Here is a 19226-nt window from a genome sequence, read left to right as displayed (position 1 = left end):
TATTTAATATATTATTTTTTAATTACTGTCTCTTGAATACTCTTTGGAACTTCTTCATATGCAGCAAACTCCATGCTGTAGTTTCCTCTACCTTGAGTTCTAGATCTTAATGTTGTTGCATATCCAAACATCTCAGATAGTGGTACCATAGCTCTTATAACTTGTGCTCCAGCTTGTGGCTCCATTCCTTCGATTCTTCCTCTTCTTGAGTTAACATCTCCCATAACGTCTCCCATGTACTCTTCTGGTACAATTACTTCAACCCTCATTATAGGTTCAAGTAACACTGGATCTGCTTTAGCCATAGCATTTTTGAATGCCATAGATCCTGCAATTTTAAACGCCATTTCTGATGAGTCAACATCATGGTATGATCCATCAACAAGTCTAACTTTAAAGTTAAGAACTGGGAATCCACCAAGTATACCAGCTTGAGAAGCTTCTTTTATACCAGCATCAATTGGTGATATATACTCTTTTGGTATAGATCCCCCAACAACAGCATTTTCGAATACATAATCTCCAGCTTGAGGTATAAGTTCAATAACCGCATGACCGTATTGTCCACGTCCACCTGATTGTCTAACAAATTTACCTTCTGCCTTAACTTCTTTTCTAATTGTTTCTTTGTAAGCAACTTGTGGTTTACCTACATTACACTCAACCTTAAATTCTCTTTGAAGTCTATCAACGATAATTTCAAGATGAAGCTCTCCCATACCAGATATAATTGTTTGACCAGTTTCTTGATTAGTAAATGTCTTGAAAGTTGGATCCTCTTCAGCAAGTTTTGCTAAAGCAACACCCATTTTTTCTTGACTTGCTTTTGATTTTGGCTCTATAGCAACATCAATAACTGGTTCAGGGAATACCATGTTTTCAAGGATAACTTCATGATTTTCATCACATAGTGTATCTCCTGTTGTAGTAGATTTTAGTCCTATTACAGCACCTAAGTCACCTGCACGAAGCTGTTGAACTTCTTCTCTATGGTTAGCATGCATCTTAACAAGCCTTCCAATTCTCTCTTTTTTATTTTTGGTAGAGTTTAATATATATGTACCACTTTCCATTACTCCTGAGTAAATTCTAGTGAAAGCTAATCTACCAACAAATGGATCTGTAGCTATCTTAAATGCTAATGCAGATAATGGCTCTTCATCACTAGTGTGTCTTTCGATTTCTTCTCCTTCAGGATTTGTACCTTTTATAGCAGGTATATCAAGTGGCGATGGCATATATTCAATAACAGCATCGATCATCATTTGAACACCTTTGTTTCTATATGATGAACCACATATTACAGGAACTATTTCGTTGTTACATACACCTTTTCTTAATGCAGTCTTTAATTCTTCTACTGTTATATCTTCACCATCAAGATATTTCATCATTAACTCTTCATCAAGTTCAGCGATAGCTTCTATCATTGCACCTCTGTACTCTTCTGTTAAATCTTTCATATCTTCTGGAATATCTGTGATTTCAAATTCTTTACCTAATTCATCTTTATATATTTCAGCTTTATTTTCAATTAAGTCAATAATTCCTACGAATGAATCTTCTTTACCTATTGGTAATTGTATTGGCACTGCATTAGCATGTAATCTATCTCTCATCATACCAACAACTCTAAAGAAGTCAGCACCCATAATATCCATTTTATTTACATAAGCCATTCTTGGAACATTATATTTATCCGCCTGTCTCCATACTGTCTCTGATTGAGGTTCAACTCCACCCTTAGCACAGAATACAGAAACAGCTCCATCAAGAACTCTTAGAGATCTTTCAACCTCAACTGTAAAATCTACGTGTCCAGGTGTATCTATGATGTTTATTACGTGATCTTTCCAGAAACACATTGTTGCAGCGGAAGTAATTGTTATACCTCTCTCCTGCTCTTGAACCATCCAGTCCATTGTTGCCGCACCTTCATGGGTTTCTCCGATTTTATGTGTTCTACCAGTATAGAATAATACACGCTCTGTAGTCGTTGTTTTACCAGCATCTATATGAGCCATTATTCCTATGTTACGATATTTTTCTAAAGCGTATTGTCTTGCCACGCTAAATTCCTCCTCTCTACGAGTAATTTAAATTCTAGAAAACTGTTTTGGCAAAAGCCAAAACAGTTCTTTTATATTAATATCTGTAATGAGCAAAAGCCTTATTTGCTTCAGCCATTTTATGAGTGTCTTCTCTCTTCTTAACAGCAGCTCCTGTGTTGTTTGAAGCGTCAACTAACTCATTAGCTAATCTTTCTCTCATATACTTTTCGCCTCTTTTTTCACAAGCTAAAAGCATCCATCTGATTCCCAAAGTTTGTCTTCTCTCTGGTCTAACTTCTATAGGTACTTGGTATGTAGCACCACCTATTCTTCTAGCTTTTACTTCTAGTAATGGCATTACATTGTTCATAGCTGTTTCAAAAACCTCTAGAGGCTCTTTTCCAGTTTTTTCTTTTATTATTTCAAAGGCATCGTAGCATATTTTTTGTGCTACTCCTTTTTTACCATCTTCCATGATGCTGTTTACTAATTTAGTAACAACTTTCGAATTATACATTGGATCTGGTAATACATCTCTTTTTGCAATATATCCTTTTCTTGGCACTTTTCTTCCCTCCTTAACATTTTAAATTAACTCATAGGTACTCGATATTTCTACCGCAAAGTGCTCTGCTCCAACAATCTATGTATATCTATATAAACGCGAAGGCATAGCACTCTTTAATTAGACCCACTATTTTTTCTTAGGTCTCTTAGCACCGTACTTAGATCTTGATTGTGATCTGTTTGCTACTCCAGCTGAGTCTAAAGCACCTCTAACAATGTGATATCTAACCCCTGGTAGGTCTTTAACTCTTCCACCTCTTATTAGAACAACACTGTGTTCTTGTAAGTTGTGGCCTTCTCCTGGAATATAACCAGATACCTCAAATCCATTTGCAAGTTTAACTCTGGCAATTTTTCTTAAAGCTGAGTTTGGTTTCTTTGGAGTTGTTGTTTTAACAACAGTACATACTCCTCTTTTTTGTGGACAAGCTTTAAGTGCTGGTGCATTTGATTTTGATTCAACAGATTTTCTTCCTTTTCTTACTAATTGGTTAATAGTTGGCATTATTTCACCTCCTCAAATTTTAAAATGTCAACCTAATTTATCTATCATATAGTATAAACTAAATTAACACTAATTTATACCATACTAGATACTATATAAAAAATTACTTGTTAGCTAAATTATAAGGTAAGTGCAGTTGCTGCTGAAACAGCTATTCCACAAAGTACTCCTAGTTCCTTCATAGTGTCTACATACACAACTGGCAGGGAGTTTATTTCTGCTAATCTAATTATAGGTTCAAGTAATTTTAAATCTGCATCTTTAGCAACATAAAGAGTTTTACCTTCTTTATTCTTAAGTGCTTTAATTGTTTGCTTTACACCTACAACTTTTTCTCCAGTAATTCTACCTACCATACTATTTCCCCCTTATATGTGTAACTTTCAAGTGATAAAATACAGCATTAAAAATCACACACATTCTGTATTTTATCACTTAATATCAATAGTGTCAATATAATATAATTTCCACTAAGCTTCAATTTCCACTTCTTCTTGCGGTTTATCTTCAGTAGATATTTTTATTGTTCTATATCTTGTCATACCTGTTCCTGCTGGTATGAGTTTACCTATGATAACATTCTCTTTTAATCCAACTAGAGGATCTATTTTCCCTTTAATTGCTGCATCTGTAAGAACTCTAGTAGTTTCTTGGAATGAAGCAGCAGATAAGAATGAATCTGTAGCAAGGGCTGCTTTAGTAATACCTAGTAATGATATTTTCCCTTCAGCTGGTGCTCCACCCTCTGCTAAAACTTTCTCATTAGCTTCCTCAAAATCAAATATATCAATTAAGGTTCCTGGTAATAAATCAGTGTCTCCGGTCTCTTCTATTTTAACTTTTCTTGTCATTTGTCTAACTACAACCTCTAAATGTTTATCATTAATGTCAACACCTTGAAGTCTATAAACTTTTTGAACTTCTGATAGAAGATAGTTTTTAACTCCATTAACCCCTTTAATTCTTATTATGTCATGTGGGTTAACTGAACCTTCCGTAATTTCATCTCCAGCTCCAATTACTTCTCCATCTGTAACTTTAACTCTAGATCCAAATGGTATATCATAACTAAACTCTTCTCCTGAATCACTAGACACTACAACAGTTCTCTTTTTCTTAGTTTCTTCTATTCGTGCTGTACCAGCGCTATCACTTACTATTGCAAGACCTTTTGGTTTTCTAGCTTCAAAAAGCTCTTCAACCCTTGGAAGACCTTGAGTTATATCTGATCCAGCAACTCCACCCGTGTGGAATGTTCTCATTGTAAGTTGTGTTCCAGGTTCTCCGATAGATTGAGCTGCTATAATTCCTACAGCTTCACCTATATTTATTTTCTCAGATGTTGCCATATTCATTCCATAACACTTAGCACAAACCCCTATCTTAGAGTTACATGTAAATACTGAGCGTATTTTAACTTTTTTAACTCCAGATTTTTCGATTTTATCTGCTAGTTTTACATCCATATACTGATCCTTATGAGCTAATAGTTCACCCGTAGTTGGATCTATAATATCTTGAGCACTATATCTTCCAGTAAGTCTTTCACTTAATGGCTCAATTATTTCACTACTCTCTTTTATTTCACTTACTTCAAAGCCTTCTTTAGTACCACAATCCTCGTGTCTTACTATTACATCTTGACTAACATCAACAAGTCTTCTTGTAAGATACCCTGAGTCTGCGGTTTTAAGAGCAGTATCAGCATTTCCTTTTCTAGCTCCATGAGTAGATATGAAATACTGTAATACGTCTAGGCCTTCTCTGAAGGATGCTTTAATAGGTAATTCTATAATTTTACCAGATGGAGCGGCCATAAGACCTCTCATACCTGCAAGTTGTTTTATCTGGCTCTTAGACCCTCTGGCCCCAGAATCCGCCATCATATTTATTGGATTAAACTTATCTAAGCTCTTCATAAGTGCATTAGCTATATCTTCTGTAGTTTTAGTCCACTTCTCTATAACTCTTTCATATCTCTCATCATCAGATATAAATCCTCTTCTATACATCTTTTCAATTTTATCTACTGTAGCGTCAGCCTCTGCAAGAAGTTCTTTTTTCTCTGGTGGAACTTCCATATCTGCAATAGCAACCGTTATAGCTCCTATAGTAGAGTAATGATACCCTTTAGCTTTTATGTTATCAAGCATTTTTGATGTTTCTGTTGCACCATATTTTAGATAACATTTATCTATAATATTACCTAAATTTTTCTTGCTAACTAAGAAATCTATCTCTAATTTAAACTCATTTTCTGGTAGGCTTCGATCTACGAATCCTAAGTCCTGAGGAATAGATTCATTAAATATAAGCTTTCCTGGAGTAGTTTCTATGATGCCAGTTCTCTTTTCACCATTTACAATCTTAGACATCTTAACTTTTATTATTGCATGGATATCTATGTCTTTAACTGCATATGCCATTAATACTTCGTCAGGTGAAGAGAACATTCTTCCCTCTCCATTAGCACCCTCTTTATCCAAAGTTAAGTAGTAGGATCCTAATACCATATCCTGTGTAGGTACACAAACTGGTTTACCATCTGATGGTTTCATTATGTTATGAGCGGCTAACATTAGGAATCTAGCTTCTGCTTGTGCTTCTACAGATAATGGTACGTGTACCGCCATCTGATCTCCATCAAAGTCAGCATTGTAAGCAGTACAAACAAGAGGATGTAATTTTATAGCCCTTCCTTCAACAAGCACTGGTTGGAATGCTTGAATTCCAAGTCTGTGTAGAGTTGGAGCACGGTTAAGCAATACTGGATGATCTTGAATAACTTCCTCTAAAACATCCCATACCTGTGGTTGAACTCGTTCTACCATTCTCTTAGCACTCTTAACATTATGTGCAAGCCCTGCATCAGCAAGTTTCTTCATTACAAATGGTTTGAATAGCTCAAGTGCCATCTCTTTCGGAAGTCCACATTGATACATTTTCAACTCTGGTCCTACTACGATAACTGAACGTCCTGAGTAGTCAACACGCTTTCCAAGTAAGTTCTGTCTAAATCTACCCTGTTTACCTTTAAGCATATCTGAAAGTGATTTTAATGGTCTATTTCCTGGACCTGTTACTGGTCTTCCTCTTCTACCATTATCAATAAGAGCATCTACAGCTTCCTGAAGCATTCTCTTTTCATTTCTGACAATAATGTCAGGCGCTTGTAAATCTAATAACTTTTTAAGTCTGTTATTCCTATTTATAACTCTTCTGTATAAGTCATTTAAATCTGAAGTAGCAAACCTTCCTCCATCTAACTGAACCATTGGTCTTAAATCTGGTGGAATAACTGGTATCACATCAATTATCATCCACTCAGGTTTATTTTGCGACTTTCTAAAAGATTCAACTACATCAAGTCTTCTTATTGTTCTTATTCTCTTCTGTCCTGTGCTTGTTTTTAAATCCTCTTTTAGTTCTGCAGAAAGTCCTTCTAAATCCAAATCCTGTAATAATCTTTTTACAGATTCAGCTCCCATACCTGCATCAAATGCATTATATCCATACTTATCTATTGCTTCTCTAAAATCTTTTTCTGATAATATTTGCTTTTTATCTAATGGAGTATCTTTAGGATCTAATACCACATAAGAAGCAAAGTATAATATTTTCTCTAAAGATCTTGGAGACATATCAAGTATTAATCCCATACGTGATGGAATACCTTTAAAGTACCAAATGTGGGATACTGGAGCCGCAAGTTCTATATGCCCCATTCTTTCACGTCTAACTTTAGATTTTGTAACCTCAACTCCACATCGGTCACAAACTATACCTTTATATCTAACTCTCTTATATTTACCACAGTGACATTCCCAATCTTTCATTGGTCCAAAGATTCTTTCACAGAATAATCCATCTCTCTCTGGTTTTAAAGTTCTATAGTTTATAGTCTCAGGCTTTTTAACTTCTCCTCTTGACCATTCTCTGATCTGTTCTGGAGATGCTAGCCCTATTTGCATTGCATCAAAATTGTTTAATTCAAACAAGGGTAATCCTCCCTTCACTTTTAGTGTTCATCATTAAAATCATCTAGAACTAAATCATCATTAAAGTCTTCTAACTTTATATTGTCATAATCAATTTCTTCTTCTTCAGATTCTGTTTCTTCTAAGTCTAATTGTTCTATATATTCTGTTTCAGGTTGCTGTGGAACAATCTCCTCACTACCTTCTATATTAACTTCTAATTCTTCTAACTCTTCTTCTATTGTATCTCTAAGTTTTATCTCTTTATAAGATTCATCTAGCAACTTAACATCTAAGCATAGTGCTTGAAGTTCTTTAACAAGAACCTTAAATGATTCTGGCACACCTGGCTCTGGTATATTTTCACCTTTAACAATAGCTTCATAAGTCTTAACTCTTCCTACTACATCGTCAGACTTAACTGTAAGTATTTCTTGAAGTGTATGAGCTGAACCGTATGCTTCTAACGCCCAAACCTCCATCTCTCCAAATCTCTGTCCTCCAAACTGAGCTTTACCACCAAGTGGTTGCTGAGTTACTAATGAGTACGGACCTGTAGATCTTGCGTGTATCTTATCATCAACTAAGTGATGAAGCTTTAAAATATACATGTAACCAACTGTAACTCTATTGTCAAAAGGTTCCCCTGTTCTTCCATCATATAGCATAGTTTTTCCGTCTCTATTATATCCTGCCTTTTCTAAGCACGCTTCAATCTCAACATCAAGAGCACCATCAAATACAGGCGTAGCTATATGCCATCCTAATTCACTAGCTGCCCATCCAAGATGAACCTCAAGTACCTGACCGATATTCATACGTGAAGGAACTCCTAGTGGATTTAGACATATTTGAAGTGGTCTTCCATCTGGTAAGAATGGCATATCTTCTTCTGGTAATACTCTAGAGATAACCCCTTTATTACCGTGTCTTCCTGCCATTTTATCTCCAACAGATATCTTTCTCTTTTGTGCTATATAACATCTTACTAATTGATTTACGCCTGGTGGAAGCTCATCAGCATTTTCTTTTGTAAATACTTTTACATCTACAATAATACCTGCCTCACCATGAGGAACTCTAAGAGATGTGTCTCTAACTTCACGAGCTTTTTCTCCAAATATAGCTCTTAAAAGTCTTTCTTCAGCTGTAAGTTCAGTTTCTCCTTTAGGTGTCACCTTACCAACTAAGATATCTCCTGATCTTACTTCTGCTCCTATTCTTATTATTCCACGTTCATCAATATCTTTTAATGCATCTTCACCAACATTTGGAATGTCTCTAGTTATTTCTTCTGGTCCTAGTTTTGTGTCTCTAGCTTCTGCTTCATACTCTTCTATATGAACAGATGTAAATATATCATCTTTGACTAACTCTTCAGACACTAACATAGCATCCTCATAGTTATATCCTTCCCAAGTTATAAAACCAATTCTTATATTTTTACCTAGTGCAATTTCTCCTAAGTCAGTTGATGGTCCATCCGCTAATACTGTTCCTGCACTAATCTTTTCGCCCTTATCTACTATAGGCCTTTGGTTTATACATGTTCCTTGGTTAGATCTCTTGAACTTTAATAAATTATAAGTGTCAATTCCACCATCTTCGTCTCTCTTTACTCTGATTTCATTAGCACTTACATATACAACAGTCCCAGCATTTTTAGCCTTTGGAAGCACTCCTGAATCTACAGCTGCCTTATATTCAATACCTGTACCAACAACAGGAGCTTGAGCCTTAAGTAGAGGCACTGCTTGTCGTTGCATGTTTGATCCCATCAGTGCACGTGATGCGTCATCATTCTCTAAGAATGGTATCATAGCTGTTGCTACAGATACTATTTGCCTTGGAGATACATCCATTAAATCTACATCTTCACGGGGAACAACTATTGTATCCTGTCTAACTCTAACAGTAACCTTTTTATTGACAAATTTGTCATCTTCACCTAATGGTTCATTTGCTTGAGCTACCAAATAGTTATCCTCTTCATCTGCTGTCATATATATTATGTCATTTGTTACTAGTCCCGTAGCCTTATCCACAACACGATATGGCGTTTCCATAAATCCATATTCATTAACCTTTGCATATGCAGCAAGTGAGTTAATAAGTCCTATGTTAGGTCCCTCTGGAGTCTCTATCGGGCACATTCTTCCGTAGTGAGAGTGGTGAACGTCTCTAACCTCAAATCCTGCTCTCTCTCTTGATAATCCTCCTGGTCCTAATGCAGATAATCTTCTCTTGTGAGTAAGTTCAGATAATGGATTAGTTTGATCCATGAACTGTGAAAGCTGTGAACTTCCAAAAAACTCTTTAATAGAAGCTACTACTGGTCTTATATTAATTAAGGCCTGAGGAGTAATTATTTCTTGGTCTTGAATTGTCATTCTTTCTTTAACAACTCTCTCCATTCTTGATAAACCAATTCTAAATTGATTTTGTAAAAGTTCTCCTACAGATCTTAATCTTCGGTTTCCTAAATGGTCTATATCGTCCACATGACCTATTCCATAAGCTAATCCTAACTGGTAGCTAACTGTAGCATATATATCATCTCTAACTATGTGCTTTGGAATAAGTTTATTAATATTTAGTTTTATTTGTTCTTTTATCGTATCCTCATCACTATAAGTATCTAAAATTCCTTTTAATGTAGGATAATGTACATATTCTTTAATATTTAAGCTAGAAATATCAAAATTCACATGTTTAGCTATATTAACAAAGTTATTTCCAACTGCTCTTATAATTCTGTCATCTACCTGAATATCTACAGAATTTATACCTAAATCCTGAATTTGTATAGCAATATCTCTATTTATCTTCTTGCCTTTTTCAACTAAAATTTCCCCAGTAACAGGATTAACTATATTTTCTGCTGCCGTATTGCCAGCAATTCTTGATCCAATGGCAAGCTTTCTATTAAACTTATATCTTCCAACTCTAGATAGATCATACCTCTTAGCATCAAAAAATAGTGATTCTATTAGGGAAATAGCACTATCCACAGTTGGTGGCTCACCCGGTCTTAATCTTTTATATATTTCCAATAAAGCATCATTTTTTTCTTTGGTGTTATCTTTTTCAAGTGTAGCTTTAAGCCTTTCCTCTTCACCAAAAAACTCAATTATTTCAGCATCGCTTCCATAATTCATCATCGCTCTAAGTAATACACTTATTGGAAGTTTTCTTGTTTTATCTATTCTCACATAAATTATATCATTAGAGTCTGTTTCATACTCTAACCATGCTCCTCTGTTTGGAATAACAGTTGCTGAGAATAGACTTTTACCAGTTTTATCAATGGTATAGTTATAATATACTCCTGGAGATCTAACTAACTGACTAACTATAACTCTCTCTGCTCCATTTATAACAAATGTACCTTGTTCAGTCATTAACGGGAAATCTCCCATAAACACTTCTTGCTCTTTAATTTCTCCAGTTTCATTATTTTGTAATCTTACTTTAACTTTTAATGGTGCTGCATAAGTAGTGTCTCTTTCTTTACATTGCTCTACAGTGTATTTGATATTATCCATATCCAGCTTATAACCAACAAACTCAAGTGATAAGTTTCCAGTATAATCTTGAATTGGATTAATGTCTTCAAATACCTCCTGTAAGCCTTCTGCTAAAAACCAATCATATGAATCTAATTGTACTTCAATTAAATTAGGCATTTCAGCTGATTCTTTTACTTTTGAAAAACTCATTCTTGTTCTTTTACCAATTTTTACAGGATGTACCATTCAATTTTCACCCCTTGTATAAACTAAAATAACCCAAAACACACATTTTCTCTAAAAACTGTATTTCGGACTTACAATGACTCATCATACAATTATTCCCACAATAACATAAATATATTCAATCTGTAAAATTAAATTACAAAATGAAATTATTTGCTATAAAGAAAACAATTGTTGATTTAATTTATTTATTCGCATTAAAATATGATATCATTACACTTGTCGCTTGTCAATTAAAATAATAAAATATTATTACAAATCCATCCTTATAAAAATGGAGCACTTGATGCAAGTACTCCATTATTTTAATTACTATTTTATTTCTATTCCAGCGCCTACTTCTTCAAGTTTAGCTTTCATAGCTTCAGCATCTTCTTTGCTTACAGCTTCTTTTAATGTTTTAGGAGCTCCATCAACTATATCTTTAGCTTCTTTTAATCCTAATCCTGTTATTTCTCTAACAACTTTTATAACTTTTATTTTGTTTGCTCCAGCACTAGCTAAAACAACATCAAACTCAGTTTTTTCTTCAGCTGCAGCTCCTGGTGCAGCTGCTCCTGCTACTGCAACTGGTGCAGCCGCGCTTACTCCGAACTCCTCTTCGCAAGCCTTAACTAATTCATTTAATTCTAAAACGCTCATATCTTTTATAGCTTGAATAATATCTTCTCTTGTCATTTTAAAATGCACCTCCGAATTTTTTATCTTATTAATTTACTCTATATTTATGATTGTATCTAACAAATTGTCAGATTATTATTACTCAGCAACCTCTGCACCTTTTTTCTCAGCTATAGCATTTAATAAATATGCTAAGTTTGAAAGTGGAGCTTTGAAGCTTCCAAGTAGTTTTGCAATAAGTACTTCTCTTGGTGGTATTGATGCAAGTTCTTGAACCTTATTTCCATCAAATAATTCACCTTGAACTAATCCAGCTTTTAATTGTAGTTTTTTATTTGCTTTAGCAAAATCATTTAAAATTCTTGCTGGAGCAGTTGGATCTTCATATCCAAAAGCTATTGAAACCGGTCCTTGAAGATATTGGTCTAATCCCTCTATTCCAAGTTCCTTAGCAGCTAATACAACTAAAGTGTTTTTATAAACTTTATACTCAACACCAGCTTCTCTTAGTTTCTTTCTCAATTCTGTATCTTTTTCAACAGTTAATCCTTGGTATTCACTAAGAATTACTCCTTGAGCTTTCTCTAATTTTTCTCTTATTTCAGCAACTTTTGCTTCCTTTAATGATCTATTTTTGCTTTGCACTGTGTGTCCACCTCCTCACAGTTTTCACTGTTTATTAAAAATTAAGGTCTCCCCGCAAACACGAAGAGACCAATAAAATCTATTTATTAGTATCCTCGGTAGGTATAAAGTTACGCTTAACGCACCTACTGTCTACGGAACATATATTCAACTCTTATATACTAACACATTTAATGCAATAAGTCAATACTAATCAAGAACTTTCGTTGGATTGATTTTTACTCCAGGTCCCATAGTTGATGCTACAGTAACTGATTTAATGTATTGTCCTTTTGCAGCAGACGGTTTAGCTTTAACAACTGCTTCCATTAAAGTGTGGAAGTTATCCATTAACTTCTCAGTTCCAAATGATTTTTTACCTACTCCAACGTGAACTATAGCAGTTTTATCTACTCTATATTCAACTTTACCAGCTTTGATATCAGCTAATGCTTTAGCAACATCAAATGTAACTGTTCCTGATTTTGGGTTTGGCATTAATCCTTTTGGTCCTAATACTCTACCTAGTCTTCCCACTACTCCCATCATATCTGGTGTAGCAACTACTACGTCAAACTCGAACCAGTTTTCCTTTTGAATTTTATCTACTAGTTCTTCTGCTCCTACATAGTCAGCTCCAGCAGCTTCTGCTTCCTTAGCTTTATCGCCTTTAGCAAAAACTAAAACTCTAACTGTTTTACCAGTTCCGTGAGGAAGTACTACTGCTCCTCTAACTTGTTGATCTGCATGTCTTGGGTCAACACCAAGTCTTACGTGAACTTCTATCGTCTCATCAAATTTAGCCTTTGATGTTTTTAATGTAAGCTCCATAGCTTCTGATGGTGTATATAGAGCGTTTCTATCAATTAACTTTGCACTCTCTATGTAATTCTTTCCCATTTTGCCCATTTTGCAATCCTCCTTTGTGGTATTAACGGTTATTACCTCCCACCGAATTTATAAATTACTCTTCAACTACTATACCCATACTTCTAGCTGTTCCAGCTATCATGCTCATAGCAGTTTCTACTGATGCAGCATTTAAATCTGGCATCTTTAATTCAGCTATTTCTTTTACTTTAGCCATTGATACTTTAGCAACTTTAGTTCTGTTTGGAACTCCTGAACCGCTTTCGATTCCAGCCGCTTTCTTTAGCAATACTGCTGCTGGTGGAGTTTTTAGTATGAAACTGAAAGATCTATCTTGGTATACAGTTATTACAACTGGTATTATCATACCTGCTTGATCTGCAGTTTTTGCATTAAACTCCTTACAGAATCCCATAATGTTAACACCGTGTTGTCCTAATGCAGGTCCAACTGGTGGTGCTGGTGTTGCTTTTCCCGCAGGAAGTTGAAGTTTTATCATTCCTGTTATTTTCTTAGCCATGAGTTTTACACCTCCTAGTAATGTGGTAAATGCGGATTTTTCAATCCTCCCACTTAAATAAGAATATATTTAGTAAAATCTACTCTTATTAAGTTCTAATCTTGTTTTTGTATTTGATTAAAATCAAGTTCAACAGAGGTTTCTCTGCCAAACATGTTAACTAAACCTTTAATTTTGTGTTTTTCAACACAAATTTCAGTAATCGATACTTCGAAATCTTCAAATGGACCAGACACAACTTTAACGTGCTCTCCAATTTCAAAATCTACTTCGATTTGTTTTTCAACGATTCCCATATTTTCAATTTCTTCATCTGTTAATGGTACTGGTTTAGATCCTGGACCAACAAATCCTGTAACACCCCTAGTATTTCTAACGATATACCATGAGTCATCTGTCATAACCATTTTTACCATTACATATCCAGGGAACACTTTTCTATAGGTTACTTTTTCCTTGCCATCTTTTATCTCTATTTGTTCTTCCATAGGAACCTGAATATCATGAACATATTCTTCTAGGTTTCTATTTTCTATAGCCTTTTCAAGATTAGCTTTAACCTTGTTTTCATATCCTGAGTAAGTATGCACTACATACCATTTAGCTTTTTCTGCCATAGCTTCAGGGGTGATTAATAATCAGACCCCCTACCTCCTTTTTAAATTATTTAAAAATCAAATCAAAGAGGTTCTTAAAACCAGCATCTAACAAACCTACAAAAATTACATAAATAAGACAAAAGCTAATAACTGCCGCACTAGCTTTCTTCAGCTCTTGTTTTGAAGGCCATGTTACTCTTTTAAATTCTGCTTTTAAGTCGATAAAAATTTGCGCTATCTTTAAACGCTTTTTGGTTTTATTTACTTTAACATCAACTTTTTCAGCCATCTTTTTTCACATCCCCAAAATAATCAAAATTATTGAAGAACTATTTTGTCTCTTTATGAAGTGTATGTTTGTGGCAGAATTTACAATATTTTTGCATCTCAATTCTGTCTGGATTGTTCTTTTTATTTTTCATTGTATTGTAGTTTCTTTGTTTACACTCAGTACATGCTAAAGTTATTTTAACTCTCACAATCTACACCTCCTAGCTTTGTGTTTTAATTAAATTTATTTTCCACAATTATCTAAAAGTCAATTGATTTATTTTAAAATCAAGCCATAAATGAATTTTGTTACTTAAATAATTTATCACAACTTATGTGTTGTGTCAATTGTTAATAAATTCATATATAATAACTCATTATTAATTGTTTACTTTTTCAAGGAATTTTATACCTTTTAAAAGGACTAGGCTTAGAAACCCAGTCCCACTATTCATTAATAACAGCTTACTGTATTATTTTATTATAGAAGTAACAACTCCTGAACCTACTGTTCTTCCACCTTCTCTGATTGCGAATCTTAATCCCTCATCCATTGCGATTTGAGTGATTAATTCTACGTTCATGTCAATGTGGTCTCCTGGCATTACCATTTCCATTCCATCTGGTAATTTGATTGATCCTGTTACGTCTGTTGTTCTGAAGTAGAACTGTGGTCTGTATCCATCAAAGAATGGTGTATGTCTTCCACCCTCTTCTTTTTTAAGTACATATACTTGACCTACAAACTTAACGTGTGGTTGCACTGATCCAGTTTTTGCTAAAACTTGACCTCTTTGTATGTCTGTTCTTTGTACTCCTCTTAGTAATGCTCCGATGTTATCTCCAGCTCTTGCTTCATCAAGTAACTTTCTGAACATTTCTACGCCTGTACAAACTGTTTTTCTTTTCTCTTCGCTTAATCCTACGATTTCAATTTCTTCTCCAACTTTAAGTATTCCAGTTTCAACTCTTCCTGTTGCAACTGTTCCTCTTCCAGTGATTGTGAATACATCCTCTACTGGCATTAGGAATGGCTTATCTGTTGCTCTCTCTGGAGTTGGGATATAGTTATCTACTGATTCCATTAATTCTAGGATACATTTTATTGACTCTTCGTCTGTTGGATTTTCTAATGCTTTTAATGCTGATCCTGTGATTATTGGAATATCATCACCTGGGAAGTCATATTCGCTTAATAGCTCTCTGATTTCCATTTCTACTAATTCTAATAATTCTGGATCATCTACCATATCTGCTTTGTTTAAGAATACAACTATATATTGTACTCCTACTCTTGATGCTAGTAGGATGTGCTCTCTTGTTTGAGGCATTGGACCATCTGCTGCACTAACTACTAGTATAGCTCCATCCATTTGTGCTGCTCCTGTTATCATGTTTTTAACATAGTCAGCGTGTCCTGGACAATCAACGTGTGCATAATGTCTTGTTTCTGTTTGATACTCAACGTGTGATGTGTTGATTGTGATTCCTCTTTCTTTCTCTTCTGGTGCTTTATCTATTTCGTCATATTTGAATGCCTCAGCAAATCCTCTGTTTGCTAATACACTTGTGATTGCAGCTGTTAATGTTGTCTTACCGTGGTCTACGTGTCCTATTGTTCCAATATTAACGTGCGGTTTATTTCTTTCAAATTTACTCTTTGCCATTTTCTTATTTCCTCCTTGTGTAGTTTTCTTGATTTATTTAACTTTTTAAAGTAAACTTATCCACGTGTGTTGTGTAAAATTGGAGCTCATAACCGGGATTGAACCGGTGACCTCCACCTTACCAAGGTGACGCTCTACCTACTGAGCTATATGAGCATTTATTAACACTCTATCAATTATTGAGTATACTATTATTACTCTTTATTGTCAATATTAATCTTTATCCTGTTCTAGACATTTCTCAAGTTTTCTTTTAACCCTCTGCAATGCATTATCTATAGATTTTGCCTGCCTATCTAAATCACATGCTATCTCTTGATAAGATTTACCATCTAAATAAGATGATAAAACTTTCATTTCTAAATCTGACAACACTTCTTGTATCTTATTTTCAATATTTGATAATTCTTCTCTACCTATGATAAGTTCCTCTGGATCTGAAACTTTTATACCAGATATTATATCTAATAGTGTTCTATCAGATTCCTCATCATAGATAGGCTTATTAAGGGATACATATGTGTTAAGTGGAATATGTTTTTGTCTTGTTGCAGTTTTTACTGCAGTTATTATCTGCCTAGTTATACATAGTTCTGCAAAAACTTTAAAGGATGCTAATTTATCATCCTTAAAATCTCTTATTGATTTAAATAATCCAATCATTCCCTCTTGATATATATCTTCCTTATCAGCTCCAATTAAAAAATAAGACTTTGCCTTGGATTTAACAAAATTTTGATATTTGTTAAGAAGATATTCTAAGGCTCTACCATTCCCATTTCTCGCCTGTATAACAATCTCTTCATCCGTCTTCCCCTCAAATTGAGAATTGAATTCATCATTAATTGCATTCTTTCCCACCATATATCCCCTCCAAATGTATGTGAACTCAATATAAATTATATATTACCTTTTTTTATCCAGTCAAGGAATATCACTTACCTTTTCTTATTTTGTCAAGTTTTTCCACACTCTCTTTATCTAAAAACTCCTCTAACAAGTTTCTTTTTTCGGAATACTTTTTTTCGTAGCTTTTTGATATTTTATTATTCTCTTCTGTAACCAAGTGATAAAACTCTATTGAGGATACCCTTATAGCTCCACGCTGGAATACCAACTGTTGCTCAAGAGAATCAGATGTAACTACATACACTTCCGATTTCCTCCCAATACCATTAACAACCCTCTCTATATAGCTATCAGCGGTTTCATCTACCTTTGTAAATACAACAGTTAGATTTCCCATCCTCTCTTTTTTTTCCAAACTTCCTTTAACTCTATGTGCATCAAAGACTAATATTATTTTACACCCTTTATATGCTGAATAGTTCAAAAGCAAATCTATAAGTTTGCTTCTAGCACCCTCATAGCTATAATCTTTTATACCTCTTAGAGAGGGCCAGCTATTTATAACATTATAACCATCTACAAATATATGTTTCAAGTATAATTCCAGCCTAAACTATAATATTCTTTGTTTCATAATTTCGTATGTAACTATTCCACAAGCTACAGATGCATTTAAAGAGTTTACCTTTCCAACCATCGGTATCTTTATTAGTACATCACACTTTTCTTTAGTCAGTTTAGAAATTCCTTTACCTTCGCTACCTACTACTAATGCTATCGACCCCTTAAGATTAGCTTCGTAGCAATATTTATCTCCTACCATATCTGCCCCATACACCCAAACACCTTGTTCTTTTAACTCTTCAATTGTAGCATTTATGTTAGTTACTTTTGCAATTTTAATATATTCTGTTGCCCCTACAGATGTTTTATATACAGTTGGAGTTATACCAACATTCTTTCTTTTAGGTATTATTATTCCATGAACTCCACACACTTCTGCCGTTCTAATTATTGAACCTAGATTATGAGGATCTTCTATTTCATCTAATATTAAAATAAATGGTTCTTCATTTTTAGATTGGGCATATTCAAAAATATCTGAAACCTGATAATATTTATACGGTGTAACCATAGCTATTACGCCTTGATGGTTTCCTAATTCACTCATTGCATCTAGCTTAGCTCTCTCTACCTGCTTAACTACAATCCCTTTTTCTTTTGCTAATCCAAATACTACATTTATAGATCCTTTAGTGTCACCTTTAGCCACAAAAATCTGCTCTATAGTTCTATCAGATTTTAGCGCCTCAATTACAGCGTTTCTTCCCTCTATTATATCTTCTCTTACTACATCAATTTTTTTAATTTCTTTCACCGCTGCATCTTTTTTTATTTCTGATGTGTTTCTCCTAGATTCTGCTACATCTTTTTTAGTCTCTGATGTTTTTCTTCTGAATTCCGCTCCACCTCTTCTTGCTTCTGTTGAAGTACTTCTTTTGGAAACTATTCTTTCACTTTTGCCTCTAAATTTCTCTTTCATAAAATATCTCTCCTACTTATATATTACTGTATTTCTTTCTAATTTCAATTATTTTCCCACAAGTCATGGAGCCTTCTGGACAAGCACCTTTAACACAGCTTGGTCCTGCGCCCTTAAACAAATTAGGTGCTACTACTTTTACTTCCTTAAGCATTTTAAGAGCTAAATCTCTTATTTCCCACTGTGCTCTATCGCAACATCTATGATTAAAGAAATGTATAAGTTCTCTAACATTCATTGTAGCTATAATTTTTGTTTCACATGCATTGGGAAATATATATCTTGCATCCTCTATGGCTCTTTTCTCAGCAGTAGCTTTAAGTTTTTTTAACTCCTTTTCATTAATCTCTTCACATTGTCTATTTTTTTTCACTTCTGTAACTAATTTACTAAATATTGATTCCTTTAGCAATTCAGTTATTCTGTCATAATCCTCTTGATCTCTTTTCATGGCTTCTATAAATATTCTTTTGCATTCCTCATCTTTTTCTATAGCTGGAGGAATTATGTATTGAAAAGCATCTAATTTTACATATCTTTGGCTTTGTTGAGAATATGACGCAACTCTATGTCTTACTAATTGATGTGTTAAACTTCTTGAAACTCCTTCTATGGCAAATGTAAAACTTACATGTTCCATAGGCGAATAATGTCCATAACTAGCTAACATATTTATAAAGTTAGTTGTCTTCTCCTCAGTTAAGCTTTCACCTATTTCATCTATTCCCACAGAACTATAACACAGTTTTGCTGCTGCAGCCACTACTTTCTCTGGATCTGGAGTATGTTCTAATAATTTTACTTTCAC

18 protein-coding genes, 1 tRNA gene and 1 other annotated feature are annotated in these 19226 nt (G+C 34.3%); all 19 genes read right to left on the bottom strand.

The features are described 5' to 3' along the window. Positions 1-11: 11 nt before the first annotated feature. Positions 12-2069, bottom strand: a complete 2058-nt coding sequence (gene fusA, locus ACI48Q_RS00210; RefSeq protein ID WP_474917030.1) for an elongation factor G — start codon at positions 2067-2069, stop codon at positions 12-14. A gap of 76 nt (positions 2070-2145) precedes the next feature. Then, positions 2146-2616 (bottom strand): 30S ribosomal protein S7, encoded by a 471-nt coding sequence (rpsG, locus tag ACI48Q_RS00205; RefSeq protein WP_474917029.1) that lies wholly within the window; start codon positions 2614-2616, stop codon positions 2146-2148. A gap of 129 nt (positions 2617-2745) precedes the next feature. Beyond that, on the bottom strand, positions 2746-3123 hold the full coding sequence (gene rpsL, locus ACI48Q_RS00200; protein ID WP_474917028.1) for a 30S ribosomal protein S12: 378 nt from the start codon (positions 3121-3123) through the stop codon (positions 2746-2748). 119 nt (positions 3124-3242) lie between these two features. Next, entirely contained in the window at positions 3243-3479 is a 237-nt protein-coding gene (locus ACI48Q_RS00195; RefSeq protein WP_474917027.1) for a ribosomal L7Ae/L30e/S12e/Gadd45 family protein, read from the bottom strand. 114 nt (positions 3480-3593) lie between these two features. Further along, on the bottom strand, positions 3594-7121 hold the full coding sequence (rpoC, locus tag ACI48Q_RS00190) for a DNA-directed RNA polymerase subunit beta' (protein ID WP_474917026.1): 3528 nt from the start codon (positions 7119-7121) through the stop codon (positions 3594-3596). A gap of 20 nt (positions 7122-7141) precedes the next feature. Then, positions 7142-10855 (bottom strand): DNA-directed RNA polymerase subunit beta, encoded by a 3714-nt coding sequence (rpoB, locus tag ACI48Q_RS00185; RefSeq protein WP_474917025.1) that lies wholly within the window; start codon positions 10853-10855, stop codon positions 7142-7144. 312 nt (positions 10856-11167) lie between these two features. Beyond that, a complete protein-coding gene (gene rplL / locus ACI48Q_RS00180) occupies positions 11168-11533 on the bottom strand; it encodes a 50S ribosomal protein L7/L12 (protein WP_474917024.1) in 366 nt (121 codons plus the stop codon). 81 nt (positions 11534-11614) lie between these two features. Further along, positions 11615-12121, bottom strand: coding sequence for a 50S ribosomal protein L10 (gene rplJ / locus ACI48Q_RS00175; RefSeq protein WP_474917023.1), 507 nt, complete (start codon positions 12119-12121; stop codon positions 11615-11617). Between the two features lie 30 nt (positions 12122-12151). Then, positions 12152-12277: a sequence feature (ribosomal protein L10 leader region), on the bottom strand. A gap of 33 nt (positions 12278-12310) precedes the next feature. Then, entirely contained in the window at positions 12311-13000 is a 690-nt protein-coding gene (gene rplA, locus ACI48Q_RS00170; RefSeq protein ID WP_474918307.1) for a 50S ribosomal protein L1, read from the bottom strand. 64 nt (positions 13001-13064) lie between these two features. Beyond that, complete coding sequence (rplK, locus tag ACI48Q_RS00165) at positions 13065-13490, bottom strand: 50S ribosomal protein L11 (RefSeq protein ID WP_474917022.1); 426 nt, start codon at positions 13488-13490, stop codon at positions 13065-13067. Between the two features lie 95 nt (positions 13491-13585). Beyond that, complete coding sequence (gene nusG / locus ACI48Q_RS00160) at positions 13586-14107, bottom strand: transcription termination/antitermination protein NusG (RefSeq protein WP_474917021.1); 522 nt, start codon at positions 14105-14107, stop codon at positions 13586-13588. Between the two features lie 46 nt (positions 14108-14153). Continuing rightward, positions 14154-14378 carry a preprotein translocase subunit SecE gene (gene secE, locus ACI48Q_RS00155; protein ID WP_474917020.1) on the bottom strand — a complete coding sequence of 75 codons (225 nt, stop codon included), beginning with the start codon at positions 14376-14378 and terminating at the stop codon, positions 14154-14156. A 40-nt stretch (positions 14379-14418) separates the two neighbouring features. Continuing rightward, a complete protein-coding gene (gene rpmG, locus ACI48Q_RS00150; protein WP_021285011.1) occupies positions 14419-14568 on the bottom strand; it encodes a 50S ribosomal protein L33 in 150 nt (49 codons plus the stop codon). A gap of 264 nt (positions 14569-14832) precedes the next feature. Continuing rightward, positions 14833-16026, bottom strand: coding sequence for an elongation factor Tu (gene tuf, locus ACI48Q_RS00145; protein ID WP_474917019.1), 1194 nt, complete (start codon positions 16024-16026; stop codon positions 14833-14835). Positions 16027-16106: 80 nt separating this feature from the next. Further along, positions 16107-16182, bottom strand: a tRNA-Thr gene (locus tag ACI48Q_RS00140). Positions 16183-16239: 57 nt separating this feature from the next. After that, on the bottom strand, positions 16240-16890 hold the full coding sequence (gene sigH / locus ACI48Q_RS00135) for an RNA polymerase sporulation sigma factor SigH (protein WP_474917018.1): 651 nt from the start codon (positions 16888-16890) through the stop codon (positions 16240-16242). Between the two features lie 70 nt (positions 16891-16960). Further along, positions 16961-17470: an NYN domain-containing protein gene (locus tag ACI48Q_RS00130; RefSeq protein ID WP_474917017.1), complete on the bottom strand. Its 510-nt coding sequence runs from the start codon at positions 17468-17470 to the stop codon at positions 16961-16963. A gap of 18 nt (positions 17471-17488) precedes the next feature. Next, a complete protein-coding gene (gene rlmB, locus ACI48Q_RS00125) occupies positions 17489-18418 on the bottom strand; it encodes a 23S rRNA (guanosine(2251)-2'-O)-methyltransferase RlmB (RefSeq protein ID WP_474917016.1) in 930 nt (309 codons plus the stop codon). A gap of 16 nt (positions 18419-18434) precedes the next feature. Then, on the bottom strand, positions 18435-19226 hold the full coding sequence (thyX, locus tag ACI48Q_RS00120; protein WP_474917015.1) for an FAD-dependent thymidylate synthase: 792 nt from the start codon (positions 19224-19226) through the stop codon (positions 18435-18437).

The organism is Clostridium sp. LXY-7 (genome assembly GCF_056172015.1).
This window is presented reverse-complemented; position numbering and strand designations above follow the sequence as displayed.

Excerpts from the sequence above, each read along its gene's own strand:
- rpsL (WP_474917028.1), bottom strand. The coding sequence starts at position 3,123 with ATGCCAACTATTAACCAATTAGTAAGAAAAGGAAGAAAATCTGTTGAA.
- ACI48Q_RS00195 (WP_474917027.1), bottom strand. The coding sequence starts at position 3,479 with ATGGTAGGTAGAATTACTGGAGAAAAAGTTGTAGGTGTAAAGCAAACA.
- rpoB (WP_474917025.1), bottom strand. The coding sequence starts at position 10,855 with ATGGTACATCCTGTAAAAATTGGTAAAAGAACAAGAATGAGTTTTTCA.
- rplL (WP_474917024.1), bottom strand. The coding sequence starts at position 11,533 with ATGACAAGAGAAGATATTATTCAAGCTATAAAAGATATGAGCGTTTTA.
- rplA (WP_474918307.1), bottom strand. The coding sequence starts at position 13,000 with ATGGGAAAGAATTACATAGAGAGTGCAAAGTTAATTGATAGAAACGCT.
- rplK (WP_474917022.1), bottom strand. The coding sequence starts at position 13,490 with ATGGCTAAGAAAATAACAGGAATGATAAAACTTCAACTTCCTGCGGGA.
- nusG (WP_474917021.1), bottom strand. The coding sequence starts at position 14,107 with ATGGCAGAAAAAGCTAAATGGTATGTAGTGCATACTTACTCAGGATAT.
- secE (WP_474917020.1), bottom strand. The coding sequence starts at position 14,378 with ATGGCTGAAAAAGTTGATGTTAAAGTAAATAAAACCAAAAAGCGTTTA.
- tuf (WP_474917019.1), bottom strand. The coding sequence starts at position 16,026 with ATGGCAAAGAGTAAATTTGAAAGAAATAAACCGCACGTTAATATTGGA.
- sigH (WP_474917018.1), bottom strand. The coding sequence starts at position 16,890 with ATGGTGGGAAAGAATGCAATTAATGATGAATTCAATTCTCAATTTGAG.
- rlmB (WP_474917016.1), bottom strand. The coding sequence starts at position 18,418 with ATGAAAGAGAAATTTAGAGGCAAAAGTGAAAGAATAGTTTCCAAAAGA.